The 13,646-nt window shown below is 39.5% G+C and carries 12 protein-coding genes; 6 read left to right on the forward strand and 6 right to left on the reverse strand.

The genetic code is table 11. The features are described from left to right. Positions 1–20: 20 nt before the first annotated feature. The 5 genes from F968_RS00475 (at position 21) to F968_RS00495 (ending at position 6,554) form a co-directional block, all read left to right on the forward strand. Complete coding sequence (locus F968_RS00475) at positions 21–1,253, forward strand: carbohydrate porin (RefSeq protein WP_081399429.1); 1,233 nt, start codon at positions 21–23, stop codon at positions 1,251–1,253. Between the two features lie 173 nt (positions 1,254–1,426). Next, positions 1,427–3,832, forward strand: a complete 2,406-nt coding sequence (locus F968_RS00480) for a glucose/quinate/shikimate family membrane-bound PQQ-dependent dehydrogenase (RefSeq protein WP_004789203.1) — start codon at positions 1,427–1,429, stop codon at positions 3,830–3,832. A 165-nt stretch (positions 3,833–3,997) separates the two neighbouring features. Then, positions 3,998–5,641: a nitrite/sulfite reductase gene (locus F968_RS00485; protein ID WP_004789205.1), complete on the forward strand. Its 1,644-nt coding sequence runs from the start codon at positions 3,998–4,000 to the stop codon at positions 5,639–5,641. Next, the gene (locus F968_RS00490) at positions 5,634–6,119 is read left to right on the forward strand and encodes a DUF934 domain-containing protein (RefSeq protein WP_004789207.1); all 486 of its coding nucleotides are present in this window, start codon (positions 5,634–5,636) and stop codon (positions 6,117–6,119) included. The genes F968_RS00485 and F968_RS00490 overlap by 8 nt, the downstream gene beginning before the upstream one ends. Before the next feature lie 81 nt (positions 6,120–6,200). Then, positions 6,201–6,554, forward strand: a complete 354-nt coding sequence (locus F968_RS00495; RefSeq protein WP_004789208.1) for a DMT family transporter — start codon at positions 6,201–6,203, stop codon at positions 6,552–6,554. Between the two features lie 50 nt (positions 6,555–6,604). On the opposite strand, the gene F968_RS00500 is transcribed toward F968_RS00495, so the two are convergent. The 3 genes from F968_RS00500 to F968_RS00510 form a co-directional block, all read right to left on the reverse strand. Beyond that, the gene (locus tag F968_RS00500) at positions 6,605–7,048 is read right to left on the reverse strand and encodes a VOC family protein (protein WP_004789211.1); all 444 of its coding nucleotides are present in this window, start codon (positions 7,046–7,048) and stop codon (positions 6,605–6,607) included. 130 nt (positions 7,049–7,178) lie between these two features. Next, positions 7,179–8,354: a thiolase family protein gene (locus tag F968_RS00505; RefSeq protein ID WP_004789212.1), complete on the reverse strand. Its 1,176-nt coding sequence runs from the start codon at positions 8,352–8,354 to the stop codon at positions 7,179–7,181. Positions 8,355–8,462: 108 nt separating this feature from the next. Then, positions 8,463–8,978, reverse strand: a complete 516-nt coding sequence (locus F968_RS00510; protein WP_004789215.1) for a GspH/FimT family pseudopilin — start codon at positions 8,976–8,978, stop codon at positions 8,463–8,465. 379 nt (positions 8,979–9,357) lie between these two features. Between F968_RS00510 and omp38 the strand changes: the two genes are divergently transcribed. Further along, positions 9,358–10,416 carry an outer membrane protein Omp38 gene (gene omp38 / locus F968_RS00515; RefSeq protein ID WP_004789217.1) on the forward strand — a complete coding sequence of 353 codons (1,059 nt, stop codon included), beginning with the start codon at positions 9,358–9,360 and terminating at the stop codon, positions 10,414–10,416. A 125-nt stretch (positions 10,417–10,541) separates the two neighbouring features. Here the strand turns inward: omp38 and F968_RS20310 are convergent, their stop codons facing one another. From F968_RS20310 to F968_RS00525, 3 genes are all read right to left on the reverse strand, one after another. Next, positions 10,542–10,700 (reverse strand): hypothetical protein, encoded by a 159-nt coding sequence (locus F968_RS20310; RefSeq protein ID WP_004789219.1) that lies wholly within the window; start codon positions 10,698–10,700, stop codon positions 10,542–10,544. Between the two features lie 3 nt (positions 10,701–10,703). Continuing rightward, positions 10,704–11,909, reverse strand: a complete 1,206-nt coding sequence (locus tag F968_RS00520; RefSeq protein ID WP_004789221.1) for an RtcB family protein — start codon at positions 11,907–11,909, stop codon at positions 10,704–10,706. A gap of 266 nt (positions 11,910–12,175) precedes the next feature. Next, complete coding sequence (locus F968_RS00525; RefSeq protein WP_004789223.1) at positions 12,176–13,636, reverse strand: amino acid permease; 1,461 nt, start codon at positions 13,634–13,636, stop codon at positions 12,176–12,178. Positions 13,637–13,646: the final 10 nt, after the last annotated feature.

Raw genomic sequence — 13,646 nt, forward strand, 5'->3', positions numbered from 1 at the left:
TGAAAACACATAAATCCTTGATGGCTTCCTGTTTATCCGTTTTATCAATTACTCTTTTCATACAGCACGCACAAGCTGCTGCTGCATTCGACCCAAATAGTCCGTGGATGTTGGGTGATTGGAACGGTCAACGCACCGCGTTACAAGCACAAGGTTATGATTTTTCTTTTGGATATACCGGCGAATACGCCGGTATTTTAGATTCAAAAAATACATCAACGCATGGTAGTGCTTATACGGGGCAACTTGCTTTAGGAACTCATTTTGATTTAAACAAAATTTTAGGGTGGCAAGATACTGAAGCTCAAATCACATTAACTTATCGTGATGGGCAATCACTTTCTGAACATTCACCAGCTTTAGCGGGGCACTTAAGCTCGGCACAAGAAGTGTGGGGGCGTGAGCAAACTTGGCGTTTAACCGATTTGTGGATCAAGAAAAAATTTCTTGACCAGAAGTTAGACGTGAAAGTTGGTCGTTTTGGTGAAGGTGAAGACTTTAATAGTTTTGACTGTGATTTCCAGAACTTGGCGCTTTGTGGTTCACAAGTCGGTAACTGGGTGGGCGAACAGTGGTATAACTGGCCAGTCAGCCAATGGGCAATGCGCGTTAAATATAACTTGCAACCCGATTTATATACGCAAGTAGGTGTATATGAATATAATCCAGAAAATCTGGACCGAGGCAAAGGCTTTAACCTAAGTACCGATGGCTCTCACGGTGCAATTATTCCAGCAGAAGTAGTGTGGTCACCTAAATTAGGCGCTCAAAGTATGGCTGGTGAATACCGTTTAGGGTATTACTACAGCACTGCTGATGCCGAAGAAATTACAAATAAGGCTCAAACATCTCATAAGCAAGGGGTGTGGGTAACTGCAAAACAAAAATTATTCCAGCCGGTTGATCAAACAGACCGTGGTTTGACTGGGTTTGTGAACCTAACGTTCCACGACTCTGATACCAACAAAATTGATAATATGCAAAATGTAGGCTTAGTCTATAAAGGTTTGCTCAATCAACGTCCTCAAGATGAATTGGCATTAGGTGTTGCACGTATCCATATCAACGATGATTGGAACGATGTCCAAAATAAAGAATACGACACTGAATACAATACCGAGCTTTACTACGGTATTCATGCGACAAACTGGCTAACTATCCGTCCAAATGTGCAATATGTTCGTCATGTTGGTGCATTAAAAAATGGTGATAACACTTGGGTAGGCGGTATTAAATTCTCAACTGCATTCTAAGCGTAATTACTCTGAAAACGGATTGTCGAGGGCTAAATCATTGATTGAATAATCCTGACCTTCCGTTTTTTCTTTATGCCTGAGTTTTGTTTTAGATGTATTGATAGGCCGATTTTTGATGAAAAGCTTGGCCTATCTTTCCGATAAAAATGATGATTGATAAGAGGTGGTTTATGACTCAACCTACTTCAAGATCAGGTTTAACGACTTTTACCGTAATTATTATTGGGTTATTAGCGTTATTCCTGTTAATTGGAGGTATTTGGCTCGCTACATTAGGCGGTTCAATTTACTATATTATTACTGGTGTATTACTCCTAATTGTTGCATGGCAACTCTATAAGCGAGCATCTACCGCATTGTGGGTGTACGCTGCTTTAATGCTAGGTACCATTATTTGGGGTGTCTGGGAAGTTGGAACAGACTTCTGGGCGCTTGCACCTCGTTTAGATATTTTAGGTATTCTTGGTTTATGGTTATTGGTTCCAGCCGTAACTCGTGGAATCAGCAACCTTGGATCAAGTAAAGTTGCCTTATCTTCAACTCTAGCAATTGCAATCTTGTTGATGGTTTATTCTATCTTCAACGATCCGCAAGAAATTAATGGTGAAATCAAGACACCTCAACCAGAAACTGCTCAAGCAGTTCCAGGTGTAGCAGAGAGTGACTGGCCAGCGTATGGTCGTACTCAGGCAGGTGTACGTTATTCTCCGTTAAAACAGATTAATGATCAAAACGTAAAAGATTTGAAAGTTGCTTGGACTTTACGTACTGGCGATCTTAAAACGGATAATGACTCTGGCGAAACGACCAATCAGGTTACACCGATTAAAATCGGTAATAACATGTTTATCTGTACAGCTCACCAGCAATTAATTTCAATTGATCCTGCGACAGGTAAAGAAAAATGGCGTTTTGATCCGAAGCTTAAAACGGATAAATCGTTCCAGCATTTAACTTGCCGTGGTGTGATGTACTACGATGCAAACAACACAACTGAGTTTGCAACGAGTCTTCAAAGCAAGAAATCTGACTCTACACAATGTCCGCGTAAAGTCTTTGTTCCTGTGAATGATGGCCGTTTAGTTGCGGTGAATGCTGACACTGGTAAAGCATGTACTGACTTTGGTAAAAATGGTGAAGTGAACTTGCAAGAGTTTATGCCATATGCTTACCCAGGTGGTTACAACCCAACATCTCCTGGTATCGTGACTGGTTCAACAGTTGTTATTGCTGGTTCGGTAACCGATAACTACTCAAATAAAGAGCCATCTGGTGTAATTCGTGGATACGACGTTAACACTGGTAAACTCCTTTGGGTATTTGATACAGGTGCAGCAGATCCAAATGCAATGCCGGGCGAAGGTACGAATTTTGTTCATAACTCACCAAATGCGTGGGCTCCTTTAGCATACGATGCCAAACTTGATATCGTTTATGTTCCAACAGGTGTAGGTACTCCAGATATCTGGGGTGGCGACCGTACCGAGTTGAAAGAGCGTTATGCAAACTCGATGTTAGCGATTAATGCTTCAACTGGTAAATTAGTGTGGAACTTCCAGACAACCCATCACGATCTATGGGATATGGACGTACCATCACAACCATCTTTAGCTGATATCAAAAACAAAGCTGGCCAAACTGTTCCTGCAATCTATGTATTGACTAAAACAGGTAACGCCTTTGTTCTTGATCGTCGTAATGGTCAACCAATTGTTCCTGTAACTGAGAAACCAGTTCCACAAACAGTTAAGCGTGGACCACAAACTAAAGGCGAGCATTATTCAAAAACTCAGCCATTCTCTGACTTGAACCTAGCTCCACAAGATAAATTGACTGATAAAGATATGTGGGGTGCCACTATGCTTGATCAGCTCATGTGTCGTGTATCTTTCAAACGTCTAAATTACGATGGTATTTATACGCCACCATCTGAAAACGGTACTTTAGTTTTCCCTGGTAACTTAGGTGTATTTGAATGGGGCGGTATGTCAGTTAACCCTGACCGTCAAGTTGCTGTGATGAACCCAATTGGTTTGCCATTCGTTAGTCGTTTAATTCCTGCTGATCCAAACCGTGCACAAACTGCAAAAGGTGCGGGAACTGAGCAGGGTGTACAACCGATGTACGGCGTACCTTATGGTGTTGAAATTAGCGCATTCTTATCTCCGCTTGGTTTACCTTGTAAGCAACCGGCTTGGGGCTATGTAGCTGGCGTTGATTTGAAAACTCATGAAGTAGTATGGAAAAAACGTATTGGTACAATTCGTGACAGCTTACCGAACTTGTTCCAGTTACCAGCTGTGAAAATTGGTGTGCCTGGTTTAGGTGGTTCAATTTCTACTGCCGGTAATGTCATGTTTGTTGGTGCAACTCAAGATAACTACTTACGTGCGTTTAACGTTACTAACGGTAAGAAACTTTGGGAAGCGCGTTTACCAGCGGGTGGACAAGCAACACCAATGACTTATGAAATCAATGGTAAGCAATATGTTGTGATCATGGCTGGTGGTCATGGTTCATTTGGTACGAAAATGGGCGACTATTTAGTGGCCTATGCCTTACCAGATAACAAATAAAAAGCTTTTATAGAAAGGGCCTGGATTTATCCGGGCTTTTTTATGTCGATTTATATTAAAGCTTATCAATAAAACCGTTATTAAATATGCAAAAAAAGCATTTTATTGATGAATGAAAGCTCGCTATGCTATCCGCCTTAATAATGAATCTACTAGCCATACGCCATGTATTTATATACCGATTTCGACCAGCAGCTGGTTAATGAACGAGTTGCTCAGTTCCGTGATCAGACTGAACGCTATTTAGCTGGCAAACTTTCTGAAGATGAATATCGTCCGTTACGTTTGCAAAATGGTTTATATGTGCAACGCTATGCGCCTATGCTGCGTATTGCTGTGCCGTATGGCTTAATGAATTCTAAGCAATTACGTAAAGTTGCTGAAGTTTCAACTGCTTATGACCGTGGATATGCACACGTATCTACCCGTCAAAATATCCAGTTGAACTGGCCTGCACTTGAAGATGTGCCAGATATTTTAGCTGAACTTGCAACTGTACAAATGCATGCCATTCAAACCAGTGGTAACTGTATTCGTAACACCACAACTGACCAATATGCAGGTGTGGTTGCTGGTGAAATTGCAGACCCACGTCCAACATGTGAATTGATTCGTCAGTGGAGTACATTCCACCCAGAATTTGCATTCTTGCCACGTAAATTCAAAATTGCTGTTTCTGCACTTGAAGAAAAAGATCGTGCGGCAACTGCATTTCACGATATTGGTGTTTACATCGTGCGCAATGAAGCGGGTGAAATCGGCTATAAAATTATGGCTGGTGGTGGTTTAGGCCGTACTCCAATCATTGGTAGCGTTATTCGTGAGTTTTTACCACGTGAAGATTTAATTGCTTACTTAGAAGCGGTTCTACGTGTTTATAACTTGCATGGCCGTCGTGATAACAAATATAAAGCACGTATTAAAATTCTAGTTAAAGCATTAACGCCTGAAGTATTTGCACAGAAAGTTGAAGCTGAATTTGAACATACACGTGAAGCATTAAAAATTCAGCCAGAAATCTTGAAAAAACTGGATGAAGAATTCACTCCTTTTGATTATCAAGATTTGGCAGATGAAGACTTTACAGCTTTATTTGCTGAGCATCCAAAATTCAAACAGTGGTTCAACATCAACACGCATGCGCATAAAGTGAAGGGCTATCGTATTGTTACGATTTCTCTAAAACGTGCAGGTATCGCACCGGGCGATATGACCACTGAAGAAATGAACTTTATTGCAGATCTTGCTGATAAATATACTTTCGGCGAACTTCGCACGACTCACGAACAAAATATTGCTTTGGCAGATGTGCCTCAAAAAGATTTGTTCGATGTATGGCAAGCGCTTGAACAGCAAAATATGGCACGTGCACATATTGGTTTTATTACCGATATTATTAGTTGCCCGGGCGGTGATTTCTGTTCACTTGCAAATGCGAAATCAATTCCAATTGCTGAAGCAATTACACGTCGTTTTGATGACTTAGATAAAGTTTATGATCTTGGTCATTTAGATCTAAATATCTCTGGTTGTATGAATGCTTGTGGTCATCACCACGTAGGTAACATTGGTATTTTAGGTGTAGATAAGAAAGGCGCTGAATTCTACCAAATTACATTAGGTGGTAATTCTGACCATGATGCATCAATCGGTGACATCTTAGGGCCATCATTTGCAGCAGATGCTGTGCCAGATGTAATTGAGGAAGTATTAAATACTTATCTTGATTTGCGTACTGAAGGTGAGCGTTTTGTTGATACATATCGCCGTGTAGGAATTCAACCATTTAAGGAGCGCGCATATGCTTAATACAGCTCTACCAGTGCTTTATAAAGATGGCACGATTGCAGATAATACTTATCAAATCATTGCTGAAGATGGTGTTGTTCCACAAGGTGATGTTGTTGTAACAACAGCTCAACTCGATCAATTGGCAAACATTCAAGACAAAAAAGCTTTGTATGTGACCGTAAATGATTCACCTGAAGAGCACACATTTCCATTAGGTGAACTTGATGCAATCTTCATTGAGTTTTCAGGTTTTGGTGATGGTCGTGGTTATTCATTCGCTGCACTATTGCGTCGTCAAGGTTTCCAAGGTGAATTGCGTGCAACTGGTGATGTGTTTAAGGATGTCTTAAACTACTTAAAACGTTCAGGTTTTGATAGTTTTGTGATTAAAGAAGGTAAAGATGTGCAAGAAGCGGCAGCTGGTTTGCAAGACTTTACTCGTCCATATCAAGCTTCAACAGCCGTACCGCAAGCAAGTTATCAAACTGGTGCTTAAATAACTTTAAAATATAAAGGCTGAACTCTGGTTCAGCTTTTTTTATAAATAATTTTTATATGACTCAACTGAAGAACAATAATGTTAGGTTTAATTTCAAAAATAAATCCCGGTGCTTGGTGGCTACTCTTTGCTATTGCGACAGATGTACTCTCAACATTTTATTCTGCTAAGGGGAATGGATTAGTCAATAAAACAGCTCAAGGTATTGCACTGATTTTATATATTATTTCTTTTGCATGCGCTGCTATTGCTTTGAAGTATATGCAAGCTGGAATCTTATATGTGCTTTGGTCTGGAATAGGTGTATTAGCGACGGCTTTTTTAGCAAAGATTTTTCTTGGTCAGAATATTGATGTGGCAGGATGGGTGGGAATTGGTTTTATTACTGTAGGTTTAATGATTATTGCACAATATTCCAATATCGATGTTTAAAGCCTTATAGAAATATTAAGTATCTCTATAAGGGCTAAATATTGAAAATATTAGGTATTGAGCTGGCAGTTAACCATCCACTTTATACCGAACTGATCGGTAAAAGCGCCGTACAATGCGCCCCAGAACGTTTTTTCTAAAGGCATTTCAATTTGGCCATTAACAGATAAAGTATCAAAAAGTTGTTTTGCTTTTTCTTGCTCATCTTTTTCAAGATTGATCGAGATATAGTGATTATTTCCTTGGGTAAAAAAGCTGTTAGGCGCACAGAACTGATCATTTGTATCTGAGGCCATAAGCACAGTGTATTCATTAATTGGCAGTGAAACATGTAGAACCAGATTTTTGTTGGCTTCCGATAACGTCACACCTTCAGGCGCTGGCATATCACCATAACGGCTTAACATACCGAATTCACCACCAAATACTGATTTATAAAAGTTAAAGGCTTGTTCTGCTTGACCTTGGAAATTGAGATAGTGATTGAGTTGCATTGTTATTGTCCATTGTTGTTTTCGTTTAAAAGAATAAGTTAAAACTTAAAAGTGATTTTGTGGGTCTTTTTTTGTAGTTTTTTCATAAAAAAATCCCACCGAAGTGGGATTTTAAAATAGTTAATTTTAATTAAATAAGTTCAATCGCAACGGCTGTTGCTTCACCACCGCCAATACAAAGTGCTGCAATACCTTTTTTACCGCCAGTACGTTTCAGTGCATGAATCAACGTAAGAATAATACGAGAACCTGTAGAACCTACTGGATGACCTAGGGCACAAGCACCACCATTGATATTGACTTTTTCAGCATCAAGTTTGAAATCATCAATTGGACACATAGTAACCATAGCAAAAGCTTCGTTAATTTCCCAAAGATCAACGTCTTGAGCATTCCATCCCGCTTTTTTAAGAACTTTTTCGATAGCGCCGACAGGAGCGATCGTAAATTCTGAAGGATGCTGAGAGTTTGACGCTGTCGCGATAATTTTCGCAAGTGGTTGTAAACCGCGCTGTGCTGCAACTTCACTTGAAGTTAATACTAAGGCAGATGCACCATCCGAAATAGAGCTTGCGTTTGCTGCGGTAATTGTACCGTCTTTTGCAAAAGCTGGTTTAAGCGAAGGAATTTTGTCGATTTTTGCATTTAGAGGTTGTTCATCTTGATCAACAACGACATCACCTTTGCGACTAGGTACGGTAACCGAAACAATTTCATCTTTGAAATACCCTTCAGTAATTGCTGTTTGAGCACGTTTCAAAGAGCGAATCGCAAAGTCATCCATTTGTTCGCGCGTATAGCCACGAGTATTTGCCATATCTTGAGCAAAAGAACCCATTAAACGACCAGTTTCAGCATCTTCAAGTCCATCAAGAAACATGTGATCCTTAATTTCACCATGACCCATGCGGTAGCCAGCACGTGCTTTTGGTAAAACATAAGGTGCATTTGTCATAGACTCCATGCCGCCAGCAACAACAATGTCAGCACTGCCTGCTTTAATCATGTCGGTTGCTTGCATCACGGCTTTCATACCAGAGCCACAAAGCTTATTAATAGTCACAGCACCTGTAGAATCAGGTAAACCAGCTTTGCGCATTGCTTGACGAGCAGGGCCTTGTTTTAAACCCGCAGGAAGAACACAACCCATAATGACTTCTTCGACATCAGTAGGTTGTAAACCTGCTCGTGCGATTGCTTCTTTAATCGTTACAGCACCTAATTCAGGCGCTGTAAGTCCTGATAGTGATCCTTGAAAACCACCCATGGCAGTACGAGCACCATTAACAATTACGATATCAGTCATTGTTGTAATCTCCGATTGTTCTTTATCTCAAATTAAGAAAACATTAAAACTTAAGCAGTATATTGCAAAATGGGGGAGGGCTTGGATTCTGTATTAGACTGTAGAGTTCTAACAATTTTGAAGTTCTTCTAAGCGTACATGCCCCATTTTGCTAAGAACTAATTTAAAATTTTTAAGCTGATTATAAGAACAATAAGTAAAACTGCCGTTAGACTCTCGTGGAAGTCCGGTATCTCCCTGAAATACGATACTATTTAAATTTTTGCCGAATTTTTGAAATTTCAAAGAGCCATAACGATGATTAAGTTCAATATTGGTTAATATTTCTTCGTCGCTTTCTCTTTGTAGATTATGATTTGTGTCTACAAAGCTTATAAGCCTTGTATCCCAATTACTATTACATATAGACAAATCAACACTTGGGCAAAGTACGACACTCTTATGTCGTAGAATTGCGTCGTATTTGGCTTTTTGTATATGAATTGTGAGTAGTTGAGGTGTGCTTTTAAATTCCATTGAAGCCATAAATTGGTGGTATAAAGGAAGGGCTAGGGTGAACGTAATCATAAGAATTGCGAGCGTTATAATGAGTTCCATCAATGTGAAACCGGGAGATTTAAACATTAGAATTCCTTAATATATAAAGAAATATTTTGATTTTATGCGTTCTATCAATGATTTATATGACTTTTTATAATGAGGAAACACAAAATTAAATAAAGGTTATCAGGACGCTAGAATACTGGTAAAATCACCCTAAGCGAAAGAAAGAAGTTGTTCATATTTGCTAGTTGAGTAAAAAATTACCGAATTACAACGGAAATTGTAAGTAATTTTGTCAATAATTTACTTGATTAAAATTATCAAGCACTTGGAAAGTCTATCAAGTGTTTGTATGATTCAAATGTGAATAGCTTAAAAATAATACTGGGGTGAAAATATCTCAGGGGCCAATAAATTTAGGCTGAGCTTGAACAACAATTGTTATCTCTGGAGGATATCCATGAAATTGAGTCGTATTGCACTTGCTACTATGCTTGTTGCTGCTCCATTAGCTGCTGCTAATGCTGGCGTAACAGTTACTCCATTATTGCTTGGTTACACTTTCCAAGACAGCCAACACAATAATGGCGGTAAAGATGGTAACTTAACAAACGGTCCTGAGTTACAAGACGATTTATTCGTTGGTGCAGCTCTTGGTATCGAGTTAACACCATGGTTAGGTTTCGAAGCTGAATATAACCAAGTTAAAGGTGACGTAGACGGCGCTGCTGCTGGTGCTGAATACAAACAAAAACAAATCAACGGTAACTTCTATGTTACTTCTGATTTAATCACTAAAAACTACGACAGCAAAATTAAGCCGTATGTATTGTTAGGTGCTGGTCACTACAAATACGACTTTGATGGCGTAAACCGTGGTACACGTGGTAATTCAGAAGAAGGTACTTTAGGTAACGCTGGTGTAGGTGCTTTCTGGCGCTTAAACGACGCTTTATCTCTTCGTACAGAAGCTCGTGCTACTTATAACGCTGATGAAGAGTTCTGGAACTATACAGCTCTTGCTGGTTTAAACGTAGTTCTTGGTGGTCACTTGAAGCCTGCTGCTCCTGTAGTAGAAGTTGCTCCAGTTGAACCAACTCCAGTTGCTCCACAACCACAAGAGTTAACTGAAGACCTTAACATGGAACTTCGTGTGTTCTTTGATACTAACAAATCAAACATCAAAGACCAATACAAGCCAGAAATTGCTAAAGTTGCTGAGAAGTTAACTGAATACCCTAACGCTACTGCACGTATCGAAGGTCACACAGATAACACTGGTCCACGTAAGTTAAACGAACGTTTATCTTTAGCTCGTGCTAACTCTGTTAAATCAGCTCTTGTAAACGAATACAACGTTGATGCATCTCGTTTGTCTACTCAAGGTTTCGCTTGGGATCAACCGATTGCTGACAACAAAACTAAAGAAGGTCGTGCTATGAACCGTCGTGTATTCGCGACAATCACTGGTAGCCGTACTGTAGTTGTTCAACCTGGTCAAGAAGCAGCAGCTCAATAATTTGAGTTCTTGAACAGTAAAAAAGCGACTCGTTAGAGTCGCTTTTTTTATTGCGATTTTTAAAATATTTAGTCATTTCTATATCTCCTTAATAAATAATTACTTTCGATCCTGGTCTAAATTATTTACCAATCTCCTTTTCTTAATTGCTGTTTAGCATCTTGTCTATCTCTACGATGTTGGGCACGAGGTTTCTCTGTTTCATGAATTCCACCTTTGTGAAGTAAAGGGGAAAGAGCCACTTGATTACGGACTTTGATTTTTGGCATTTCTTTAATTTTCATATTTTAACCTTTAATACATAAAACTTGTTTAAGTGTGTGAACAACTTCAATGAGGTCAGCCTGATTTGCCATGACTTCATCAATATCTTTATAAGCACTTGGGATTTCATCAACAACACCACTGTCTTTGCGACATTCAATACCTTGGGTTTGTTCAATAAGATCTTGCTGGTTAAAAAGAGTTTTTGCCTTGCTTCGACTCATCTTACGACCTGCTCCATGAGAACAAGAACAAAATGACTCAGGGTTTGCTTTACCTCTGACGATATAAGAGCGTGCTCCCATTGAACCTGGAATAATGCCTAATTCATCTAAGCCTGCTCGAATTGCACCTTTTCGGGTGATCAATAAACTTTCACCGAAATGTGTTTCACGGCTTACATAATTATGATGACAATTAATAGCCTCTTTGGTCATTTGAAAGGAGGGTAGAAGTGGACGAATCGCTTCTAAAATTAAACGCATCATTTCCTTGCGATTTTCAAAAGCATATTCTTGAGCCCACTCTACAGCTTCTACATAATCATCAAAACTGGTTGAGCCTTCGGCAAAATAGCTTAAGTCTTTATCAGGTACATGACCAAAGCGATGCTGGGCTTCTTTCTTGGCTAACTCAATAAAATAAGTACCAATGACATTACCCAGCCCTCTGCTACCTGAATGTAGCATCACCCATACGTCTTGATTTTCATCAATACATAATTCTATAAAGTGATTGCCACCGCCTAAAGTACCAAGTTGCTTTTGCCATGTTGCATCAAACTGTCGAAGCATTCGAACAAGTCCAGGATGCTTTTTGATAATGGGCTCTAAGCGTTTTTCAAGTGGAATAATGCTAGAAGCTTTTGCTTTAACTTGTTTATGCAAAGCAAATCCGACTGGTACTTTACGTTCGATTGCATCGCGTAAACGACTTAAGTTATCAGGCAATTGCGAGGCCTTTAGGCTTAAGCGAATTGCATTCATTCCACAGCCAATATCTACACCGACTGCTGCTGGAATAATGGCATGTTTAGTTGGAATAACACTGCCTACAGTCGCGCCTTTTCCTACGTGAACATCTGGCATAACAGCAATATGTGAATAGATAAATTGCAGCTGTGCCATTTTTTTGAGTTGTTCGATACTTTCACTATCTATATCTTGAGTGAAAATTTTAACGGGAACACCGTAAAGTGCTTCCTCATTTAATATTTTTTGTATGCCCATAATTTTTCTCTTATTTTTGTCCGAGCAGGCATAAAAAAACCTAGCGAATGCTAGGTCTTAAATTTGAGCATTCGGACAAGTGAAGTGAATTTGTACACTTGTCCGTGAGCTGACATCGTGCCAAATTATTTAATCTGTTTTACCTTGTAGTGTTGGCATGATGTCCTCCTTATTTAAAAGCGCCGTTGAAAATCTGAACGGCATTTTACGCTTTTTTAATCAAAGATCAAGCTTTTGATCTTTGATTTACTTTTAATTACCGATTCTTAGTCTTGCTCTGGCTTCACATTCATTTGATCATAAGCGATCAGTTTAGTTTTATTTTTCCACTTATAACCTAACCAAATAATTAAGAATAATGGCAAACTAATATAAGTTGAAAGTAGGCCTAACCAGTCAATTTTTCCACCTAAAATGGCTTGATAGTTCTGCCCTAAGATGATGATTGAACAGAGAATAAAGGCAAACCAAGGGGCAAATGGGAAAAATTTGGCACGGTAAGCTAAATCTTCTAATTTATACCCTTGAGCAATATAGCCTTTACGGAAACGATAGTGTGAAATCGCAATGCCCAGCCAGACAATAAAACCACACATCCCTGACATATTCAGTAGCCAGTTAAAGACTTGTTTTTCACCAATAAACGTTGTCAAGAAACAAAAAGCGGCGATAAATGTGGTGGCATATAGTGCATTCATCGGAACGCCACGACCATCAAGTTTTGCAAACCACTTTGGTGCACGACCTTCCTGAGCCATTTTAAATAACATACGAGTTGATGAATACATGCCTGAGTTACCTGCAGACAAAATAGCAGTAAGAATGACAGCATTCATTAAACCAGCTGCAAAAGCAAAGCCAACTCTTTCATAGAGCAATGTAAATGGAGAAAGTGCAACATTTTCAGTGGTAGCAGCTTGCAATAAATTTGGGTCATCATAGGCAATTAGCGTGCCGATAATGAAGATACATAAGATATAAAATAATAAGATTCGCCAGAAAATCTGTTTGATTGCAAGTGGAATCGTTTTCTTTGGATCTTTAGATTCACCAGCAGCAACCCCTACCATTTCAGTGCCTTGGAAAGAGAATCCGGCAATCATTGCTACACCGATCATGGCCTGTAAACCACCAACAAAAGGTGCTTCTTTATAGGTCCAGTTTCCAAAAGCTGCGACACCTGGAGTCAGCATGATCTTAATGATCATGGCTAAGCCAATGATAATAAACGCTACAATCGCAATCACTTTTACCATTGAGAACCAGAATTCGCTTTCGCCGAATCCTTTTACTGTCATGGCATTGATTGCAAAAATTACGATAAGGAACAGGGCACTCCAATAGAACCCTGGAATATCAGGGAACCAGAACTTCATAATAAACTGAACTGCTACAAGTTCGAATGCAACTGTGATTGCCCAGTTATACCAATAGTTCCAACCTAAAGCGAAGCCAAAGCCTTCTTCGACATAACGACTACCATATGTAAAAAAAGCCCCAGAAGTTGGATTATGGGTTGCAAGTTCACCTAAACTGGTCATTAAGAAGTAAATCATAATACCAATAAGCGAATAGGCGAGTAGCGCTCCACCTGGGCCAGCATTTGCAATGGTCGATCCAGAAGCAAGGAAGAGGCCTGTACCAATGGAACCACCAATGGCGATCATATTCAGATGACGAGCCCCAAGCTTACGCTGGAGTTTTTCAGGAGCATGTGTTTCGCTCATGGAGATTCCT

It is taken from the genome of Acinetobacter sp. NIPH 817 (assembly GCF_000368405.1).
Lineage (GTDB): Bacteria > Pseudomonadota > Gammaproteobacteria > Pseudomonadales > Moraxellaceae > Acinetobacter.